Here is an 18,250-nt window from a genome sequence, read left to right as displayed (position 1 = left end):
ACTTCGAGGCTCGGTCGTTTTTCGGGCTCCAGCCACCTGACTGCTACAGCGCCTTGAGTTCCTCGGTCACTGCGGACACCGACTTCTTGGCATCCCCGAAGAGCATCGAAGTGCCCTCGGCGAAAAAGAGCGGATTCTCGATTCCCGCGAATCCGGAGGACATCGAACGCTTGAGCACGATTACCGACTTGGACTGGTCGACGTTCAGAATCGGCATCCCGTAGATCGGGGACGACGAATCATTGCGAGCAGCCGGGTTGGTGACATCGTTCGCACCGATCACCAAGGTGACGTCGGTACGAGAGAACTCGTCGTTGATGTCGTCCATTTCCTTCATCGCGTCGTACTCGACGTCGGCTTCGGCGAGCAACACGTTCATGTGTCCCGGCATACGGCCGGCGACCGGGTGAATCGCGTACTTGACCTCGACGCCCTTCGCTTCGAGCAACTTGGCCATGTCCTTGACGGCATGCTGCGCCTGTGCCACTGCGAGTCCGTAACCGGGAACAACGATGACCTGGTTCGCGTATGCCATCTGAATGGCAGCATCGGCAGCCGACGTCGCCTTCGCGGTGCCACCAGCGGCCCCCGCTGGTCCGACCGCAGCGTCGCCGCCACCGAATCCACCGGCAACAATGGCCGGAATCGACCGGTTCATGGCCTTGGCCATCAAGTTCGTCAGGATTGTGCCCGACGCGCCGACGATCATGCCCGCCACGATCATTGCCGTGTTGTTCAGAGCCAGACCTGCTGCCGCAGCCGACAACCCGGTCAGTGCATTGAGCAGCGAGATGACCACCGGCATGTCCGCGCCGCCGATCGGCAGCACCACCGTCAGACCGAGAATGCCTGCCAGCACCAGGACTGCGACGATCCACCACTGCGAGACACCTTCGCCAGGGGCTGCGTTGATTCCGATCACTACCGCTGCGGCGACGGCGCCGATGAGCAGAAGTGCGTTCATCGGCTGCTGCAGCTTTCCGATCGTGATCGGAGAGCCCGGCAATGTTTCCTGGAGCTTGAGGAACGCGATGAGCGAACCCCAGAACGAGATCGAACCGATGATCGCCGCGAACAGCGAACCGATGACAATGTGCACCGTCGGCGACTCGCCATGGTTGAAGTCCGAGAATCCCGACGTGTCGAGGAACTCTGCCCAAGCGATCAACGCGACCGTGCCGCCGCCGACACCGTTGAACAGTGCCACCAGCTGAGGCATACCGGTCATCTTGACTCGGCGTGCGGGCGGAATCCCCAGAGCGACACCGACGACGAGGCCGACGATGATCAGGATCCAGTTCTCGGTGTCCCGAATCGCGATCAGCGTCGCGACGACTGCAACGAACATGCCGACCGCGGCGATCTGGTTACCGCGAACAGCTGTCTTCGGACCGGTCAGTCCCATCAGGCCGTAGATGAACATGCCGAAGGCAACGATGTAGAGAATATTGACGAGATTGTCCATCAGGAGTCAGCACCCTTCTCGACGGATTCAGGGGCAACTTTGGCTGGCACAGGCTTGGACTTGAACATGCTGAGCATGCGATCGGTGACGACGAATCCACCGATCACGTTGACAGTTCCGAACACCAGGGCGACGAACAGGATGATCTGCAGACCGATCGATGGATCCTCGACCTTGCCCAGCACGACCAGTGCGCCGAGCACAACGATGCCGTGAATGGCGTTGGTGCCGGACATGAGCGGGGTGTGCAAGGTGTTGGGCACCTTGGAGATCACCGCGAAGCCCACGAACCCGGACAACACCAGGATCGCGATATTCGCCAACAGCGGGGTGTACATCAGTTCTCCTTCTCACGTGTCACGCATGCACCGGCGAGGACTTCGTCCGAAAAATCGGGAGCGAGGCCGCCGTCGACGAGCATGAGTTCGAGCAACGCCGAAATGTTTTTCGAGTACAGCTCGCTTGCGTGCTCGGGCATGCTGGCAGGCAGATTCAACGGCGAGGCGATGGTGACAGCGTGCTTGACGACGGTCTGACCGGGCTCGGTCAACTCGCAGTTTCCGCCGGTCTCACCGGCAAGGTCGACCACGACACTTCCCGGCTTCATGCCCTCGACGGCCGCGGCCGTCACCAGACGCGGCGCCGGACGCCCGGGCACCAACGCGGTCGTGATGACGACGTCGAAACCCTTGATTGCTTCTTCGAGGGCGTCTTGCTGCTGCGTACGCTCCTCCTCGGTCAGTTCGCGGGCGTAACCGCCTTCGCCTGCTGCGTCGATCCCGAGGTCGAGCCATTGAGCACCGACCGAGCGAACCTGATCGGCAACCTCGGGGCGCACGTCGTACCCGGTCGGGCGACTGCCGAGACGTTTGGCTGTGGCCAATGCCTGCAAGCCGGCGACACCGACACCGAGAACCAACACTGTCGCGGGCTTGACCGTGCCCGCGGCGGTGGTGAGCATCGGAAAGAATCTTGTCGACTCGGACGCTGCAAGCAGCACCGACTTGTAGCCTGCGACATTCGCCTGTGAAGACAACGCGTCCATGACCTGCGCGCGAGAAATGCGGGGAATCGCCTCGACGGCGAACGCCTGAACGCCTGCTGCCTTCAGCGCGCCGATACTGTTCTCCGCATTACGCGGCGCCAAGAATCCGATCAACGTCGAACCCGAAGACAGCTTCGCGACCTCGGCATCGGTGGGCGGTGCGACCTTGACGACGACATCGGCACCCCAGGGGTCCCCGATCGTCGCGCCTGCCGAAACGTACAGCTCGTCCGGAATCAGTGCGCCCAAGCCTGCGCCGGATTCGACGATCACCTCGACGCCTTTGCCGATCAGCGACGCCACGATCTTCGGAACCAACGCGACGCGACGCTCGCCCTCTCCGGACTCGCGGACTACGCCCACTCGCACCGATTTACCTGTGCTCGTTCCTTCAGCGCTGGTGCCCGATGTGCTCGGATTGTTCTCAGTGCTCTGCGATGTTTCCAAATCTCCGACTTTCGTGAGTTGATTGGCGCCTACGGTTTCGTCGAATGGCTACTTCATCCACGCGACGAGGAGGCGAATCCATGCGAAAAGGCACAAGGTCACTGATGATAGCCAGAGTCGATAGATCTTAGGTAACCCACGCCACAGTAAGTTCCACCCGGAAGCGAGCGCGATGTATCGCGACGTGCGGGTATGCCACCCAACGTGATCGACGTCATAGGTGCCCGACAGGTAGAGGCTCGCCTACTGTAGACCCAATGATCGAGTGCGTTTTTTGCGGCATCGTCGAAGGCGTCCTACCGGCGACGATCGTGTTCGAAACAGACGACGTGTTGGCGTTTCTGGATATTCGCCCTGTCGCCAGGGGGCACGTACTGGTTGTCCCGAAAGCGCACGCCGCTGATCTCGACTCGTTGGATCCGATACTCGGCGCGGCTGTATTCGCAGCCGGTCATCACCTTTCACGCGCACTTCGGCGTTCGGATCTGAATGCCGACGGCGCCAATCTCGTTGTCAACGATGGGCGGGCTGCTTTCCAGACCGTCTTCCACACCCATCTTCATGTCGTTCCCAGGTGGGCGGGTGACAAGCTGCGCTTCGCGGGAGGGTTCGTCTTTCGACGGTTACGCAAACCGGAGGAGACCGCGGACGCGATCAAGGAGGGCATCCTTCGATTGTCCCAAGAAGGTCGACCATGAAAATGTTCCTGGCGTCGTACCGGTTCGGTGATCACGTAGACGAGTTCTTGGCGTTGACGGGAATGCCGGGACGGATCGCGGTCATCGCCTCCGCCGCCGACGGATGGCCGAGCACCGCCCGTCAGTCGGCAGTCGCCACCGAAGTACGAGATCTGCGGAAACTCGGATTCGATCCACACGAACTCGACCTACGCTCGTTCGTCGACCGCCCTGCGCAACTGGCGAAAGAGCTCGATCGCTACGACACCGTCTGGGTTCGCGGTGGCAACACCTTTGTTCTACGTGCGCAATTGAGCCGCAGCGGGGCGGACGGGGCAATCGCGCGTCGAGTGCGCGAGGGGACCCTCACCTACGGCGGTTACAGCGCAGGCGCGTGTGTCGTGTCGACCACCTTGCGCGGCGTCGAGGTGGCCGACGATCCGGACGAGGTGTTACCGGCAACCAGCACCAAAGTTGTGTGGGACGGGCTCGGCCTGATCGATTTCGCGGTAGTGCCGCATTTCGGATCGATCCTCGACGACAACGGTTCCGGACCGAAGATGGTGTCGCAGTACGAGCTAGAGAACATCCCGTACCGGACATTGACCGACGAGCAGGTAGTCGTGATCGACGGCGAACTACCTATCTTTCTCTAACCGGACTGGGCGATGGGCGCGAGACGGTCGAGCGACGCCCATGCCATATCGCATCTTTTGCGGGTCATCTCGTCCGCGTCGACGAGAAGAGTGTCCAGGAGTAGCCGAGGTTGTCGCTTCCACGTGATCTCCACGTGTTCGACGACCGCTCGATCGAAGAGTCCGGATAGTTCGAGCGCAACGATCCACTCGTGAACGTCGCCGCGATGGATCATCTCGATGGTGTCGTAATCGACTCCGCCGCCTTGGAATTCGTACGAGAAGATCGCGGAGACGAAAGTCCAGGACTTGCTGGTGGAATCCATCATGTTTCTCGCCCTCCTTGGTACCCGGCCGGGTCGCCGAGCAGCTACCACTAGTGGTGGACGCTAGCCTCAACAGCCACGCGTTTTCGTGTCGTCGCTGCATCGATCGGGTAACAGAGTGGCTGATGTGACAGATGTGACTTCACTGGCCAGGTCCTCTCCGCGTCGAATCTGCCGAATCGGTATGGTTCTGGACGTGTGGAAGCGCGGAATTCCGTTGGGCGTCGCAGTGCTGGTCCTTGCTGCCGCCGGCTGTTCGGCGGAGAACTCGGCATCCACTCTCGATTCGACGAGTTCCACGGCAGCCCCGACACCAGCCACGGAGGAACTCTTCGTCGGAGAGTGCGGTTCGATGACAGACGAGCAGTTGGGTTCGATCACCGGAGTCCCCGCTATTGCCTCCTCGTCCAAAAATGGTGTCCGCTGCAGGTGGGAGGCTTCCAATTCCGGCGCGTACGCCATGTTCACGTGGTATCGAGGTAGTCCGATCGACCGTGAACGATCCGTCGCCGCACAGATCGGTCGCGAGATCGCGTACATCGACGTCGAGGGACACCCCGGTTTCACCGCCAAGGGCGCCGACACTTCATGTGAAGCGGGAGTCGAATCGGGGGACGGATTTCTGCATTGGTCGCTGAACTATGCCTTTGCAGTACCCCCTCGGGACAGTTGCGAGGTTGTCGAGGACCTGGCCCGCGCAACCGTAGCGAATGCGAAATAGGTGAGAGCGATGAACCGAACTCGCACGCGAGTTGCCGCGGTGACAGCAACATTGCTACTCACCGGCTGCAGTACCACCATCGAAGGAACACCCACTCCTGCCGGATTGGGCGGCGATTCGCAGTTCGACAAATTGCTGCAGGAATGCACGGCCGTCCCGAACGACAAGATCGCCGAATCCGTCCAGGCGGATGTCGTGGAACAGTACTTCTACGGTGCAGTGTGCATGTGGACGGGCACCGGGGCCGCAGGCTTGGTCGACGTCACATTCGCCTGGTTCGAGAACAATTCTCTCGGTCGTGAGCGGGCACTGGCCGAACAGCTGAACTACGCAGTCGAACCCGTCACGGTTGCCGGTACGAACGCTTTTCTCTCACGCCGGCCGGGTGATCCCGCATCGTGTGGGATCACCGCCGCGTATACCGGCGTAATCACCTGGTGGGTGCAATATCGCGGCGGGGCCGTCGACCCCTGCGTAGGTGCGACGAAGCTCGCCGAACTGACGCTGCAACGCAATCAGTAACGACTCGCGATCCCCATCCGACCCATACCCTCGACAGCGAGAGCCGAGATCGAGACGAGGATGAGCGATGAGTGCACCGATCGAACTGGATCCGCGGCTGCTCGAGTTGAAGCGGTCGTTGCCCGACGGCGCGGTCCTCACCGATCCTGATCTGATGGAGGGCTACCGCCGCGATTGGGCCAAGGACCCGGATGCCGGAACACCCCTGGCGGTAGTTCGAGCCACCTGCACTCTCGATGTTCAGAACGTCATGAAATGGGCCAGCACACATCGTATTTCGGTAGTTCCTCGGGGAGCTGGATCCGGACTGTCCGGTGGCGCGACGGCCGTCGACGGCGGAATCGTGCTCAGCACCGAACTGATGCGTGACATCACGGTCGATCCGGTCACCCGCATCGCGGTCACCCAACCCGGATTGTTCAACGTCGAAGTCAAGAAGGCTGCTGCCGAACATGGGCTCTGGTACCCGCCGGATCCGTCATCGTTCGAGATGTGTTCGATCGGCGGGAATGCTGCTACGAACGCTGGCGGTCTGTGCTGCGTCAAATACGGGGTGACCGCCGATTATGTGCTCGGTCTCGAGGTTGTTCTCGCCGATGGCACCGCGGTACGACTCGGCGGACCGCGCCTGAAAGATGTTGCAGGCCTCTCACTGACCAAACTATTCATCGGCAGCGAGGGAACGCTCGGCATCATCACCGAGATCACCGTGCGCCTCATTCCGGCCCAACCGCCGGCCAGCACCGTCGTCGCGTCGTTCTCCTCGGTTCGTGACGCGACCACAGCCATCCTCGCGATCACCCGCTCGCTTCGGCCATCGATGCTCGAGTTCATGGATCGAGCGTCGATCGGCGCGGTCGAGGACGCGATGAACATGGGCCTGGACCGCGGAGCCGCAGCGATGCTGATTGCCCGTTCGGACTCCCCCGGTGACGACCGCGCGCATGAAATCGAGATCATGGCGGCCGCGTGCACCGAGGCTGGTGCAACCGAAGTCTTCACAACCGAAGATCCGGACGAGGGCGAGGCTTTCGCTGCTGCAAGGCGATTCGCGATTCCCGCTGTCGAACGTCTCGGCAGTCTGCTTCTCGAGGACGTCGGTGTGCCACTTCCGGCGCTACCCGATCTGGTCGAAGGTATCGAACGAATCTCCGAAAAGTACGCCGTACTCGTCGCGGTCATTGCCCACGCCGGAGACGGAAACACTCACCCGCTCATCGTGTTCGATCCTGCTGATGCCGATATGACGCGTCGGGCGAACATCGCATTCGGGGCGATCATGGACCTGGCACTGACCTTGGGCGGCACCATCACCGGCGAGCACGGAGTAGGCAGGCTGAAGAAGGCATGGCTGCCCGACCAGGTAGGAGCGGACGTTATGCAGCTCACTCAACGGATCAAGACCGCCCTCGATCCCAGCGGCATTCTCAATCCCGGCGCGATCCTCTGACGTAGCTCGTCGAGCGCTCAGGTGGACGGCAGGAGGAGCGCGCGAACGGTATCGATCGTATCGGCTTCCGCAAGTGTCTTGTCGGGCCTGTATCGGAGCACCCGGGCGAATCGCAGCGCCACTCCGCCTGCGTAGCGAGTGCTCCGCTGCACGCCGTCGAGTTCGATCTCGACGACAAGATCGGGATGAACGTACACGGTGTGCTCGTCACGAGAACTCTCGTGTTTCGGAAACTCGTCGGTCTGCCATCGCAGCAGTGCATCGGTGAGCCCCTTGAATGTCTTGCCGACCATGATCGGATCCCCACCGTCCGGATCGCGCGCCCCGAGGTGCAGATTGGACAACCGGCCCGTCCGCCTGCCGTAGCCCCATTCCGCACCGAGCACCACCAGATCCAACGTGTGCTCGGGCTTGACCTTCAGCCACGTGCGGCCGCGTCGACCAGCGGCGTAAGGCGCCGACAACGACTTGACCATCACACCCTCGTGTCCGGCGGCCAATGCCTCCTCGAAGAACTCTTCTACGGCCTCGGCGGCCGGGCGTACCACTGACGGAATCCGATGAGTGGGTGCAACCTGTTCGAGTGCTGCCCGCCGCCGTTCGAGCGGTTCGTCCAGCAGATCCACGCCGTCGAGATGCAGGCAGTCGAAGAAGTACGGCTGCAGCAGCAACTCGTGGGCACTCTGGGCACCGAACCGACTCATCGTCTCCTGAAAAGGACGCGGTCTGCCGCTGTCGGTGAGTGCGAGGGTTTCCCCATCGAGTACGACGCTGGTGCACGGCAACGCCCGGATCAACTCGACGAGCTCTGGCACGCTGTCGGTGATCTCCCGCAGGGTCCTGGTGTAGATATGCACATCTTCACCCGCTCGATGGACCTGGATGCGAGCACCGTCCAGTTTGTACTCCAAACTCACCTCGCCGGCGAATTCGGTCCATGCCGCGGCCGACGACTCCACGGGCGAGGCCAACATCGGACGCACGGGGCGTCCCACCTCGAGTTCGAAGGCCGCCAGCGCAGTCTCGCCTCCGGCGAGTGCAGCGGACGCCGTTGCCGATAGATTCCCGGAGAGCATGAATGCCCGTCGGACCGGGTCGATTTTCAGTCCCGCCGCCGCAGCAATTGCGTCGGTCATGACACCTTCGAGCGCACCCTGGCGCAACTCGCCGGTCAGCAACCGAACCAGAAACACTCGCTCGTCGCTCGTCGACCGCCCAAGAAGATCCGTCAGGACCTCGCGACGCCGGGCGCTCGAACCCGGACCAGAGGTCGAGGCAATTTTCGTGATCTTCGTGTCGACCTCGGCGACGGTGAGTGTCCCCTTGTCCGACGGATCGACGTCGATATCGGCCAAGGTCCGCCAGCCCACGCCGATTCGGCCCTGCGGCAATTCACCGGACAGCCACGCTACGACGGTGGCAATCTCGGACGGGTCGACCTCGGTGAGCAACAGCCTCAGCGCCTCGGTCTTGGCCTTACGGGAGCGAGTGGCACCCACGGCCAACGAGGTCTCGACGATTCGGATGAACAACACCAGATGTGAGTATCCAGAAGTGGACCACCTCAATCCACCTCGAACCACCGACCCCGGGCATCGTCAGGTGAAGCCGAGTACTTGATCTCCCCATGCCGCGCGGAGAGCGGCGTCCGGATCTTCGACAAGAGAATCCGGGGCGTCGATGACAAGTGTGGAGCGCGTCGGCTCGACGTACGGCGCCCAATGCTTCGCACCGTCGAGGGTGGCTGGGACTCCGTGCTGAGCGAAGGCGACCCATCGCTTCATCACACGAAGCGACACTGCAGTCGTTGCCTTACGGCCACCGAGCCAGAATGTCGGATCTCGATTCAACGTTCCGAAATTGCCGAATACATAAGGCAACTCGGTCGCGTGCCCCGCGCCTATACGAGCAGCTTTCAGCATCGGTGTCGCATGGTCGAATCGATACATCCAGACCGGCGCGAACCTGCTGTGTGCGTCCGCGATCCACATGGTCGGCATTCGGAATCCGGCATCTCGCGACATCGCAAGTGCACCAGCTGATTTCGATCGATCCGGATAAGCCGACATGATTTCTGCGATCCGGAACGCCGGCAGGTCCGAGTGATCGTTCGCGATCGCACGAAACATCTCTGTGACGGTGTCCGACGTGACCGGCATCAACGGTGACTTCATCAATCGGAAGATCGATGCCTCGTCGTGATTCGTTCCGATGATCAACGGGATGCGGTGCGAGTATCCCTTCTGGAACGCTGCCACTGGATACCGCGGGACGATATCTCCGTCGACCACCGGCGCGAGCCCCAATGTGCCCGGCACCCGCGTCGGAACCTCGTAACACAGGGTGTCGCCCGCCTCCACGAGCCGCATGAAGTCGACGGTTTTCAACTCTCCGATTCGATCCGGAGTGATATCGACGAGTTCGAGGAATCTCGTGGCCACGGCCGCCGCGCGTTCCGGTCCGTACACCGACGTCGCGGGCGCACTTTGCACGATAGCGCGATGAAACAGTCCCTCGGCCTTCGGCGAGGTCATCAGTGTCGTGACCGACGCGCCGCCTGAGGACTCGCCGAACACGGTCACGTTCGACGGATCACCACCGAACGATTCCACGCACCGCTGCACCCATTCGAGTGCCGCGATCTGATCACGCAAGCCGAGATTCGTCTCGAAGACCGTCTCCGCTGTGGAGAACGACGACAAGTCGAGGAATCCGAAAGCCCCGACGCGGTAGTTGACGGTGACGAGCACCAGATCACCGAGTTCGGCCAGCCGCCTGCCGTCGTAGACGCTCTGTGCGGCGGAACCGAGCGAGTAGGCACCCCCGTGAATCCACACCATCACCGGCCGAGGTCGACCGTCGGGCTCGGGAGCCCAGACATTCACCGACAAACAGTCCTCCGACATCGGGATCGCCGGATCGATCGGCACCGGATTAGCTTTGCCCTGGGGTGCGACATCACCGAAACGTCGACAATCCCGGGCTCCTGCCCACGGTTCCACAGGCCGCGGAGACCTGAAGCGATAATCGCCTGCGGTCGGAGCCGCGTATGGGATTCCCTTCCACACGAAGTGCGTGCCGTCGCGGTACCCGACCACATCGCCGTCCGGAGTGTGCACCTGACATGTCCACATGCCGGCTTGCTCGACTTCGGTCATGGCGTTCCTCCGTATCCGACGTAGGCACATCCGATACCGGTCAAGGTACCAATTACTGAGACCTGCCCGTCCGCTTTAAGCTGGCAATATGAACCGACTACGCGCATACGGCGCTGCCGTGGCTGCAGCGTCCGTCCTGGTTCTTTTCGGATGCGGGTCCGATGTCGACGGCAGTGCGACGGCGCCACTTGCCACCGTCGACACCGACCCACCGTCAGTGGTCCGCACGACTCCCGCGACTCCACTCTCGCCGACGACCTCGCCCGCCCCGACAACCACCGAGTCGACCCCCGAAAAGTCGACCCCCGAAAAGTCGACGACGAGCAGTCCTCCACCGACCGCCGACCCGTCCCAGTACGAAAGCACTGCCGGGTTCTTCTACTTCGCCAGCCCGAGTGGCAAGTTCGAATGCGCGATCGTCGTCACCGAGACCTCCGTCGCTGGGTGTCACGGTGAGTTCCCTCGCTCGGCCCCGCGAGTGGCGGGAAGTGGTGCTCCGGAGTCTTCGGTCGCTCCCAACACCATCGAGATCACTGCCGGATCCCCTGCCAGGTTTCTCAGCTCTGGCGATCCACGCTTTCATCGATTCGACGGGACGGCGAAGGAATTGCCGTACGGCGTCACACTCGCCGTACCTGGAAGTGGACGTTCCAATGGGCTCGAATGCCGAGTCGAAGAGTCGTCCGGGGTCACCTGCCTGGATCAGGTCGGCCATAGATTCACGGTGTCGGACAAGGCATTCGAGCTGAAGTAGCCGCTATTCCGAGGGGGTGTTCCGCAAGCGCGGGCGACCTCACGAAATCAGATCAGATTCCGGGTATGAATCCTGGATAGACGAAATGCTGCGGGCCACCTCCTGGCATCGAGGATCCGGTCACGTTCGGGAAGTCGAACGGAAGCGCAACCAACTTGTGTGGGTTGCCTTGTGCGTCGGCCTGCCAGCATCCGGTGAGCACTCCGTGAAAAGCGGTGCAGACGATCCTGGTGCTCGTTCCGTACGGCGACGTCAGCCGATTCTCGGCGAGAAAGGGATTCCAATAGGCCGGATCGGTCGGCGTCAGGAAGCCCTTTGTCTCGAACGGAACGCTCGGACTCGGGTAATTCGGTATCGGCGGCCACTCGTCGGCAGTCGCAATTCCGCTTCCTGCGAGTAACGCCGCGGCCGTGAAACCCAAGACTGCTGCTGACTTCGTCCATCTCCTCGGTGCACTCATGCCGCCATCGTAAGCGCCCGTTGTACGCACGATCACAGGATCGGCCACCACCTACCTGTTCGGTCATAGGCGACAGGGTTGGTCGTGGAGAGGTCTACGGCCCGCTCACACTGCATCGCCGACCAAGGGTGCTAGGGTCGGCGATGTTCTGACACGGGGTGCGTCCGTACATGCGGATGCTGAGATCACACCCGTCGAACCTGATGCAGGTAATGCTGACGAAGGGATGTCAAGGCGATGACTGCGCCTGTAAACTCGATGGACTCTGTCCGTCACACGGATCTGATGTGGACCGCAACGACTTCGTTGCGTCACTCGATCGACCAACTCGAATTTCTGACACTGCTGGGCGAAGGCACTTTGCCGCTCGACGCGTTCCGCACGTATCTCGAGCAAGATCGGCTGTATCTGGCGGGATACGCGAAGGCGCTGGCCATTCTGGCATCGAAAGCGCCGGATACTGCGACTGCCGCCTTTTGGGCCACCTCCGCGGCGAGCGCAGTCGAGGAGGCGACGCTTCACGAGTCACTGCTCTCCGGTGACGCGCTCCCCACGACGAACGCGCAGGCCACGCATTCACCCACCTGCCTCGGGTACGTCTCGTACTTGGTAGCAACCGCCGCCACCGAGCCCTATCCCGTTGCGGCGGCGGCGATCCTGCCATGCTTCTGGATCTATGCCGACGTGGCCGTTCGCCTTTCGACATCGGCCAAACGGGTTCTCCATCATGATCCGAATCATCCCTACGCACAATGGGTTTCGGCGTACGAATCCGATGAGTTCCGTGATGCCGTCGATTGCGCGCGCATCCTGGTGGACGACGCCGCTCGGCTCGCTACCGATGCTCAACGAAGCGCCATGATCGACTCGTTCGTCATCGCGACGCGGTACGAATCGATGTTCTGGGACAGTGCACTTCACCCGACACCGTGGCCACTTCCCTCTTCCGAGATTGCTGCGTTGGAGGTAGCACTGTGACACTTTTCCGAAGGGTCGGCGCCATCGCAGTTGCCGTCGCGACCATTACTTCACTGACTTCGTGTGCACAATCCACTGACTCCGACATCATCCGCTTCGCACTCGACTGGACGCCTAACACCAACCACACCGGGCTGTACGTTGCCATTCAGGAGGGGTACTTCGCCGACGCCGGACTCGACGTCGAAGTACTGCCTTACAACAGCACTTCTCCGGACACGCTGGTCGACGCGGGCAATGCCGAGTTCGGCATCAGCACTCAGAGTTCGACTACATTCGCGAAAACTGCCGGGGCCCAAATTATTTCGGTACTGGCTCCGCTACAACACTGGGCCACCGGAATCGGTGTCAAAGCCGATCGCGCAGACATACCGAGCCCGAAAGCATTGGACGGCAAGGTCTACGCAGGCTTCGGCGATACCGGCGAGAAGGCAGGACTACGCCAGGTCATTCAGAACGACGGCGGCGCAGGTGAGTACGAGACCGTCGTGCTCGGAACGTCGGCCTACGAGGCAGTGTATTCGGGCACAGCCGACTTCACCGTGTCCTATTTGGCGTGGGAGGGTATCGAGGCCGAGCGCAGCGGTAATCCGATGAAATACTTCGACTACACCGACTACGGCTTCCCCGACGCCTACACCCTCACGGTCAACGGCAACGAAAACTGGCTGGCAAGCCATCCCGACGAGGCCAAGCAGTTCGTCCAGGCGCTTCAACGCGGCTACCAACTCGCGGCCGACGATCCGGTCCGCGCCGCGCAGGACATCATCGATGCGAATCCAGGAGTCTTCACGGACGAGCAGTTGGTCTTCGAAAGCCAACAGATGCTCGCCGACCACTACATGCTGGACGAGTCGGGCGCAGTCGGACGACAGAACCTCGACAAATGGACCGAATATTCGAAATTCCTGTACGAGAACGGTGTCCTGGTCGACGAAGCCGGCAACGCCGTCGACACCGAGCCCGACTGGTCCACCTACTTCACCGATGACTACCTCGGCGCTCAGTAGCGCGGCGTTCGGCGCTGTCGAACGGCCGGCGAAGCGTAGACCGCGAATCGGGGCTGCGGTCAGGTGGGCCATGCCGTCGGTCACCATCGTCGTGGTGCTCGTCATCGGATGGCAGGTCTACGTCCAACTCAGCGGGATCCGACCGCAGGTACTGCCCTCGCCGTCGAGAATCGTGGCTCAGGGTTGGTCGCAGCGCGAAGCCATCGCCGAACAGGCGGCAGCAACTCTACAAGTCACCGTTCTCGGATTTGCGGTATCGCTGCTGGTCGCTTGGACACTCGCCGTCGCTGTCGACTTCTCACCATGGCTCCGACGAGCAGTGGTGCCGCTGTTCGTGATCTCGCAGACTCTTCCGATCATCGCTATCGCCCCACTACTGATCATCTGGTTCGGCTTCGGACTACTTCCCAAAATTCTCGTGATCGCGCTCGCCACGTTCTTCCCCATGGCCATCGGCCTCATCGAAGGATTCGCGGCAGCCGACCGAGATGCGCGCGCGCTCCTTGCCAGTATGGGCGCAACCCGCTGGCAGCAGTTTCGATATATTCGGCTGCCCTCTGCGATGCCCCGCTTCTTCACCTCGCTTCGTATCGGTATCACATACGCCGTCGTGGGTGCCATCTTCGCCGAATACGCAGGAGCAAGCGCCGGACTCGGGATATACATGAGCCAGCAGAAGAATTCGTTCCGCACCGACCTCGTCCTGGCCGCGGTGTTCGTCACCGCCGTCATCAGCGTGACGCTCTTCCTTCTGACCTACGCCGTCGAACGGGTAGTCGCCCCATGGGCGCAGGACAGTCGGCCGCGATGACGGCCGTGCATCTGTCCGGACTCACGAAGTCCTACGGCGATCGGACAATTCTCGACGGAGTCAGCTTCGACGTCGAACCCGGAGAGTTCGTTTCCGTCATCGGTCCGAGCGGCTCGGGCAAGAGCACAGTTTTCAATATGATTGCTGGTCTCGACACCCCCGACAGCGGAATCGTCGAGGCACCCCCGTGCGCTTATATGCCACAGAAGGACCTGCTGTTTCCGTGGCGCACCGTGCTCGACAACACGACACTCGGCCTCGAGGTTCGAGGAATGAGCAAGAAACAAGCGCGTGTCCAGGCGCAGAAACTCTTTCCCGCCTTTGGGCTCGAGGGATACGAGAAAGCGCGGCCTTCCGAATTGTCCGGTGGGATGCGGCAGCGAGCAGCAATGCTGCGCACGGTGATTCAAGAACGCGAGGTGTTACTGCTCGACGAGCCGTTCGGAGCCCTGGATTCGCTGACACGCACCGGGATGCAAGCGTGGCTGCAGGAAGTCTGGCTCGACTACCGATGGACTGTCCTGATGATCACCCACGACATCCGGGAAGCTGTCTATCTCTCGGATCGGGTGATCGTTTTATCCGACAAGCCGGCACATGTACGACGGCAAGTGACAGTATCGCTCCCCAGACCACGAAAACTCGACGTCGTCACGACACCGCACTTCGCTGCGCTGGAAGCAGAACTGCTGGAGGTATTGATCGGCAGCACCGGCCGCTGATCTCAGCCCAGCCGTGCCGCAAGGTCCGAGACCGCGACCCATGCTGCGTCCAGGCTGTCTCTGGACCGCGGAACCAGGGGCGCCATCACGGGCACCCGGGTCGACAACGTCAGGTCGACGAGGACAACGAACAGATCCATTCCGAGCGCGGTGCCGAGAACCTGCTGTAGCACCGGAACGGCGTAATCGGTACCGAAGTCCGGTGTCCCCGGCCCATACTCGTTGCCACGACTCGACACCACTACTACCGGCTTGCCTTCGAGCGGACGAGTCGGACCGTCGAACGGAACCGTGACACCGGGAACATGGACATAGTCGATCCATGCCTTCAGCGTCGACGGAACCGACCAGTTGTACATCGGAGCACCGATCACCACGACGTCAGCCGAGACCACCTCGTCGATCAATGTCTTCTGCAGTGCCTCGGCGTCGGGCGCCACAACCTCGTCCGGAGTCCGCAGATGTGGGGCCCAATGCATCGCTGACGTCGGAAGATGCGGCAGCGGATCTCGGTGCAAATCGCGATGGATCACCGAGTGATCAGGACTCTGCTCATGCCACACATCCGAAAAATGCGCCGTGACCGCACGCGAAACGGAGTTATTCAGGTCAGCGGACGAATCGAGATGCAGCAACTGCGGCATGGAGCACTCCTGGGATCGTGGGGTACCGAACAGGATATGCCGCAGTAGGGTTCAGACATGGACCACCGGTACATCGCAGCGGCGCTCTCACCTCAGGACGCGCGTCGAGTCACGTCGTCGATTTCCGATGCGGACGGACGAACTCCGCACCTGGCGTTGGACGGAGTCGACCTCGATATCGACGAGTCCGGTCGGCGCGCGGTGATGGAACTACTCCGACAACTCGCGTCAGGGACCGCTGTGACGATCGGACCGGTCAGCGAGTTGCTCACCACATCACAGGCGGCAGACCTCCTCGGAGTATCCGACACATATGTTCGCAAACTCGCAGACGCAGGGTCACTGACCGTCGAGATGCGTGGAACCCACCGACGCTTTCGCTTGGAAGACCTCATACGGCATCGGGAGAAGTTCACACCCTAGCGTCGTGTCAGCCGGCTTGGCGCCCGAGCAGCTCCGACTGCAATGTCAAGAGGTCACGGAACGCTTCGCCTGATGCCCGCCACAGTTGGTTTGCATCGATGTAGTCGACACCGAGAAGATTCACATCTCCTCGATATGCCCCCACGTCCACCGACAGCTTGCCCACAACGGTCGCTATATCCCGATCGAGGTGTTCGGCATCCGATCGCTCCAGGTTCCGGAATTGCGAAGAGAAGTAGTCGGCCGTGATCCGATGGTCGACGAACTGCGCTACCAAAATCACGAAACGTGATGCGTGAAGGGACGACTGCTCCACTGGACTGACCTCTCCTGCGGGTCGACAACCCACCCACTGTCGCCACGTACGGCCGAGTACAGCCGGCGAGAGTGTTGACGAAACTCCGACATCAGTAAGATCGCATGAGTGAGGGGTGTCGAGATTCGAATAACTAAAACCTGTTCTTCACCCAACGATAGCGACCTAAACACGACCCGATGCCGGTTATTGAGATCGTTGTGAGCGATCACAATAACCAGATCAGCCGATTCGCGTACGTTACTGCAGAGTCCCTAGCGGAAGTCGCTCTGGAGTGTCCAATTCCCAGAATTTCCAGCCGTCCCTTACCTCGATATCGCCGCTTATATGTGTGGCGACAGCGCTGGCAGCTTGAGTGGGGTCATCGAACCTCCGACCCTCCATCGGCCCCTGCATGATCTCGAGGCGCTTGTTGGACGGGTCGAATCGGGCGCTGAGACGGTAGCCGTCGAAATCGGCGACGACCCTGACCCGCAGATCTGGGATCTCTTCCTCGGCTGCAACAGCTTTCTTCGACGGGCCGCGACGCACGGCCGGCTTGGCCCGGTGGACAGCGGCGGCGCGAGCTTCCTCTTCGAGCTTCGGATCGGCTGCCGCATGGAGACCCAACAGCGACCACTTGTTACGTCCGTGTTGGACTCGTCCCACCGCGATAGCGTGGTGACCGGTTCGAGTTCGAAGCGGCGAATCCTGTACCCACAGGTCCACTTCGCCGCGGATATCAGCCGCCATCTCTTCGGAAGACACCATGAAGAACGACGGCTCGGAAGCACCCAGATCAACGAACACCCAGTAAGACGATCCGGTGTCGTCACTTGCCAACGACTCGTCCTGGCGTCGAGCTTTCCAATCGCCTACGGCCTTGGACCGCACCCGAACCACGCAGCTCGAACCGTCGACACCCCAGACCTGAACTGGATTACGCCGCGACGTCGTCAGCCGTTCGGCCCGACCGCCGCGCAATACAACAGCGCCGATGAAGGCCCTGATTCCCTGCTCCGATACATCTTCCACCTATGCCACCTCTGGTCTGCTTACCCGTGCAGATGATGAGAAGTGCCTACGACGGGCGGCGCGCACGACTCGTATGTCCACCTCAGCCTAGTCGCCCAACCACCTCGACAGGAACCCGTGCACAATCGATCATTATGGAACGCCGCATCGCCCACCTGCCAGCGCAGCATCGATTCGAGATATACCTCGACGAATCACTTGCCGGATTCTCCGACTACCTACAGTCCGAAGGCGTGCGAACGTTCAATCACACGGTGACACTTCCCGAGCATCGCGGCCACGGACTCGCTGCGGTATTGACAGAGCACGTCCTCGAAGACAGCCGGGCAGGCGGGTTCTCCGTAATCCCGGCATGCTGGTTCGTTCGAGAGTTCATCGAGTCGAGTGCGGGTCGGTATGACGATCTACTCCAGTCGTCTGCATCAACCGACGAAAAATAGCCCACTTATCGTTTGAATGGTCCATTCATACGATCAAATAGCGTGGAAGCGCCATCGAAGCGACAGTGGCGACGATGCCATCGAAGCGACGATCAAGCACCCGTATGAATGCACCGACGCTTTCGCTGCAGCGGGCGGCAGCAAAAGAAAAAAAAGGGGGGATGAACACAGAAAAGCCCCCAACCTGACGGTTGGGGGCTTCACTGCAAAATATGTTCGGCGGTGTCCTACT

At 61.3% G+C, this 18,250-nt stretch carries 23 protein-coding genes and 1 riboswitch; of the genes, 12 read left to right on the top strand and 11 right to left on the bottom strand.

Going from position 1 to position 18,250, the window contains the following annotated elements; genetic code table 11:
• Positions 1 to 43: 43 nt before the first annotated feature.
• The 3 genes from O1W68_RS19900 to O1W68_RS19890 are packed head-to-tail and all read right to left on the bottom strand — an operon-like array spanning position 44 to position 2,879.
• Positions 44 to 1,465: an NAD(P)(+) transhydrogenase (Re/Si-specific) subunit beta gene (locus O1W68_RS19900; protein ID WP_269306525.1), complete on the bottom strand. Its 1,422-nt coding sequence runs from the start codon at positions 1,463 to 1,465 to the stop codon at positions 44 to 46.
• The gene (locus tag O1W68_RS19895) at positions 1,465 to 1,803 is read right to left on the bottom strand and encodes an NAD(P) transhydrogenase subunit alpha (RefSeq protein ID WP_269306524.1); all 339 of its coding nucleotides are present in this window, start codon (positions 1,801 to 1,803) and stop codon (positions 1,465 to 1,467) included. The genes O1W68_RS19900 and O1W68_RS19895 overlap by 1 nt, the downstream gene beginning before the upstream one ends.
• Positions 1,803 to 2,879, bottom strand: a complete 1,077-nt coding sequence (locus tag O1W68_RS19890) for a Re/Si-specific NAD(P)(+) transhydrogenase subunit alpha (RefSeq protein WP_269306615.1) — start codon at positions 2,877 to 2,879, stop codon at positions 1,803 to 1,805. The genes O1W68_RS19895 and O1W68_RS19890 overlap by 1 nt, the downstream gene beginning before the upstream one ends.
• Positions 2,880 to 3,214: 335 nt before the next feature.
• On the opposite strand from O1W68_RS19890, the gene O1W68_RS19885 reads away from it, so the two are divergent.
• Both O1W68_RS19885 and O1W68_RS19880 read left to right on the top strand, forming a co-directional pair.
• Positions 3,215 to 3,655 (top strand): HIT family protein, encoded by a 441-nt coding sequence (locus O1W68_RS19885; RefSeq protein WP_269306523.1) that lies wholly within the window; start codon positions 3,215 to 3,217, stop codon positions 3,653 to 3,655.
• Positions 3,652 to 4,290, top strand: coding sequence for a Type 1 glutamine amidotransferase-like domain-containing protein (locus O1W68_RS19880; protein WP_269306520.1), 639 nt, complete (start codon positions 3,652 to 3,654; stop codon positions 4,288 to 4,290). The genes O1W68_RS19885 and O1W68_RS19880 overlap by 4 nt, the downstream gene beginning before the upstream one ends.
• Here the strand turns inward: O1W68_RS19880 and O1W68_RS19875 are convergent.
• A complete protein-coding gene (locus tag O1W68_RS19875) occupies positions 4,287 to 4,598 on the bottom strand; it encodes a hypothetical protein (protein WP_269306518.1) in 312 nt (103 codons plus the stop codon). The two genes, O1W68_RS19880 and O1W68_RS19875, sit on opposite strands and share 4 nt — an antisense overlap.
• A gap of 124 nt (positions 4,599 to 4,722) precedes the next feature.
• Here O1W68_RS19875 and O1W68_RS19870 point away from each other — a divergent pair, with 124 nt between their 5' ends.
• The 3 genes from O1W68_RS19870 (at position 4,723) to O1W68_RS19860 (ending at position 7,288) form a co-directional block, all read left to right on the top strand.
• Positions 4,723 to 5,316, top strand: coding sequence for a DUF3558 domain-containing protein (locus tag O1W68_RS19870; RefSeq protein WP_269306516.1), 594 nt, complete (start codon positions 4,723 to 4,725; stop codon positions 5,314 to 5,316).
• Between the two features lie 9 nt (positions 5,317 to 5,325).
• Positions 5,326 to 5,838, top strand: a complete 513-nt coding sequence (locus tag O1W68_RS19865) for a DUF3558 domain-containing protein (RefSeq protein WP_269306514.1) — start codon at positions 5,326 to 5,328, stop codon at positions 5,836 to 5,838.
• Between the two features lie 67 nt (positions 5,839 to 5,905).
• Positions 5,906 to 7,288 carry an FAD-binding oxidoreductase gene (locus tag O1W68_RS19860; RefSeq protein ID WP_269306512.1) on the top strand — a complete coding sequence of 461 codons (1,383 nt, stop codon included), beginning with the start codon at positions 5,906 to 5,908 and terminating at the stop codon, positions 7,286 to 7,288.
• Between the two features lie 17 nt (positions 7,289 to 7,305).
• Here O1W68_RS19860 and O1W68_RS19855 read toward each other — a convergent pair whose 3' ends face one another.
• Positions 7,306 to 8,823, bottom strand: coding sequence for an ATP-dependent DNA ligase (locus O1W68_RS19855; protein WP_269306510.1), 1,518 nt, complete (start codon positions 8,821 to 8,823; stop codon positions 7,306 to 7,308).
• Between the two features lie 63 nt (positions 8,824 to 8,886).
• A complete protein-coding gene (locus O1W68_RS19850; protein WP_269306508.1) occupies positions 8,887 to 10,446 on the bottom strand; it encodes a carboxylesterase/lipase family protein in 1,560 nt (519 codons plus the stop codon).
• 88 nt (positions 10,447 to 10,534) lie between these two features.
• Between O1W68_RS19850 and O1W68_RS19845 the strand changes: the two genes are divergently transcribed.
• Positions 10,535 to 11,200 carry a hypothetical protein gene (locus O1W68_RS19845; protein ID WP_269306506.1) on the top strand — a complete coding sequence of 222 codons (666 nt, stop codon included), beginning with the start codon at positions 10,535 to 10,537 and terminating at the stop codon, positions 11,198 to 11,200.
• A 52-nt stretch (positions 11,201 to 11,252) separates the two neighbouring features.
• On the opposite strand, the gene O1W68_RS19840 is transcribed toward O1W68_RS19845, so the two are convergent.
• Positions 11,253 to 11,660, bottom strand: coding sequence for a hypothetical protein (locus tag O1W68_RS19840; RefSeq protein ID WP_269306504.1), 408 nt, complete (start codon positions 11,658 to 11,660; stop codon positions 11,253 to 11,255).
• A 144-nt stretch (positions 11,661 to 11,804) separates the two neighbouring features.
• Positions 11,805 to 11,904: riboswitch (TPP riboswitch) on the top strand.
• Here O1W68_RS19840 and O1W68_RS19835 point away from each other — a divergent pair.
• From O1W68_RS19835 to O1W68_RS19820, 4 genes are all read left to right on the top strand, one after another.
• On the top strand, positions 11,898 to 12,638 hold the full coding sequence (locus tag O1W68_RS19835) for a TenA family protein (RefSeq protein WP_269306502.1): 741 nt from the start codon (positions 11,898 to 11,900) through the stop codon (positions 12,636 to 12,638). It overlaps the preceding riboswitch by 7 nt.
• On the top strand, positions 12,635 to 13,648 hold the full coding sequence (locus O1W68_RS19830; RefSeq protein WP_269306501.1) for an ABC transporter substrate-binding protein: 1,014 nt from the start codon (positions 12,635 to 12,637) through the stop codon (positions 13,646 to 13,648). The genes O1W68_RS19835 and O1W68_RS19830 overlap by 4 nt, the downstream gene beginning before the upstream one ends.
• A 70-nt stretch (positions 13,649 to 13,718) precedes the next feature.
• Positions 13,719 to 14,459, top strand: a complete 741-nt coding sequence (locus O1W68_RS19825) for an ABC transporter permease (RefSeq protein ID WP_269306613.1) — start codon at positions 13,719 to 13,721, stop codon at positions 14,457 to 14,459.
• Entirely contained in the window at positions 14,456 to 15,181 is a 726-nt protein-coding gene (locus O1W68_RS19820; RefSeq protein WP_269306499.1) for an ABC transporter ATP-binding protein, read from the top strand. The genes O1W68_RS19825 and O1W68_RS19820 overlap by 4 nt, the downstream gene beginning before the upstream one ends.
• A 2-nt stretch (positions 15,182 to 15,183) precedes the next feature.
• Here the strand turns inward: O1W68_RS19820 and O1W68_RS19815 are convergent, their stop codons facing one another.
• Positions 15,184 to 15,825, bottom strand: a complete 642-nt coding sequence (locus tag O1W68_RS19815; RefSeq protein WP_269306498.1) for an FMN-dependent NADH-azoreductase — start codon at positions 15,823 to 15,825, stop codon at positions 15,184 to 15,186.
• Positions 15,826 to 15,882: 57 nt separating this feature from the next.
• Between O1W68_RS19815 and O1W68_RS19810 the strand changes: the two genes are divergently transcribed.
• Positions 15,883 to 16,248 (top strand): helix-turn-helix domain-containing protein, encoded by a 366-nt coding sequence (locus tag O1W68_RS19810; protein WP_269306496.1) that lies wholly within the window; start codon positions 15,883 to 15,885, stop codon positions 16,246 to 16,248.
• A 7-nt stretch (positions 16,249 to 16,255) separates the two neighbouring features.
• On the opposite strand, the gene O1W68_RS19805 is transcribed toward O1W68_RS19810, so the two are convergent.
• Both O1W68_RS19805 and O1W68_RS19800 read right to left on the bottom strand, forming a co-directional pair.
• Positions 16,256 to 16,564: a homoserine dehydrogenase gene (locus O1W68_RS19805; RefSeq protein ID WP_186630000.1), complete on the bottom strand. Its 309-nt coding sequence runs from the start codon at positions 16,562 to 16,564 to the stop codon at positions 16,256 to 16,258.
• A 240-nt stretch (positions 16,565 to 16,804) separates the two neighbouring features.
• Positions 16,805 to 17,578, bottom strand: a complete 774-nt coding sequence (locus tag O1W68_RS19800) for a hypothetical protein (RefSeq protein WP_084346486.1) — start codon at positions 17,576 to 17,578, stop codon at positions 16,805 to 16,807.
• 134 nt (positions 17,579 to 17,712) lie between these two features.
• Between O1W68_RS19800 and O1W68_RS19795 the strand changes: the two genes are divergently transcribed.
• Positions 17,713 to 18,018 (top strand): GNAT family N-acetyltransferase, encoded by a 306-nt coding sequence (locus O1W68_RS19795; RefSeq protein WP_269306493.1) that lies wholly within the window; start codon positions 17,713 to 17,715, stop codon positions 18,016 to 18,018.
• A gap of 25 nt (positions 18,019 to 18,043) precedes the next feature.
• On the opposite strand, the gene O1W68_RS19790 is transcribed toward O1W68_RS19795, so the two are convergent.
• Positions 18,044 to 18,250, bottom strand: a 207-nt coding sequence (locus O1W68_RS19790; protein ID WP_269306491.1) for a hypothetical protein, incomplete at its 5' end; no start/stop codon positions are given.

This window comes from Rhodococcus sp. H36-A4, assembly GCF_027158005.1.
Taxonomy (GTDB): Bacteria; Actinomycetota; Actinomycetes; order Mycobacteriales; family Mycobacteriaceae; genus Rhodococcoides.
This window is presented reverse-complemented; position numbering and strand designations above follow the sequence as displayed.

Coding starts and splice junctions, on each gene's coding strand:
- O1W68_RS19900 (WP_269306525.1), bottom strand. CDS start 1,465: ATGGACAATCTCGTCAATATTCTCTACATCGTTGCCTTCGGCATGTTC.
- O1W68_RS19895 (WP_269306524.1), bottom strand. CDS start 1,803: ATGTACACCCCGCTGTTGGCGAATATCGCGATCCTGGTGTTGTCCGGG.
- O1W68_RS19885 (WP_269306523.1), top strand. CDS start 3,215: ATGATCGAGTGCGTTTTTTGCGGCATCGTCGAAGGCGTCCTACCGGCG.
- O1W68_RS19880 (WP_269306520.1), top strand. CDS start 3,652: ATGAAAATGTTCCTGGCGTCGTACCGGTTCGGTGATCACGTAGACGAG.
- O1W68_RS19875 (WP_269306518.1), bottom strand. CDS start 4,598: ATGATGGATTCCACCAGCAAGTCCTGGACTTTCGTCTCCGCGATCTTC.
- O1W68_RS19865 (WP_269306514.1), top strand. CDS start 5,326: ATGAACCGAACTCGCACGCGAGTTGCCGCGGTGACAGCAACATTGCTA.
- O1W68_RS19860 (WP_269306512.1), top strand. CDS start 5,906: ATGAGTGCACCGATCGAACTGGATCCGCGGCTGCTCGAGTTGAAGCGG.
- O1W68_RS19850 (WP_269306508.1), bottom strand. CDS start 10,446: ATGACCGAAGTCGAGCAAGCCGGCATGTGGACATGTCAGGTGCACACT.
- O1W68_RS19845 (WP_269306506.1), top strand. CDS start 10,535: ATGAACCGACTACGCGCATACGGCGCTGCCGTGGCTGCAGCGTCCGTC.
- O1W68_RS19840 (WP_269306504.1), bottom strand. CDS start 11,660: ATGAGTGCACCGAGGAGATGGACGAAGTCAGCAGCAGTCTTGGGTTTC.
- O1W68_RS19835 (WP_269306502.1), top strand. CDS start 11,898: ATGACTGCGCCTGTAAACTCGATGGACTCTGTCCGTCACACGGATCTG.
- O1W68_RS19825 (WP_269306613.1), top strand. CDS start 13,719: ATGCCGTCGGTCACCATCGTCGTGGTGCTCGTCATCGGATGGCAGGTC.
- O1W68_RS19820 (WP_269306499.1), top strand. CDS start 14,456: ATGACGGCCGTGCATCTGTCCGGACTCACGAAGTCCTACGGCGATCGG.
- O1W68_RS19815 (WP_269306498.1), bottom strand. CDS start 15,825: ATGCCGCAGTTGCTGCATCTCGATTCGTCCGCTGACCTGAATAACTCC.
- O1W68_RS19810 (WP_269306496.1), top strand. CDS start 15,883: ATGGACCACCGGTACATCGCAGCGGCGCTCTCACCTCAGGACGCGCGT.
- O1W68_RS19795 (WP_269306493.1), top strand. CDS start 17,713: ATGGAACGCCGCATCGCCCACCTGCCAGCGCAGCATCGATTCGAGATA.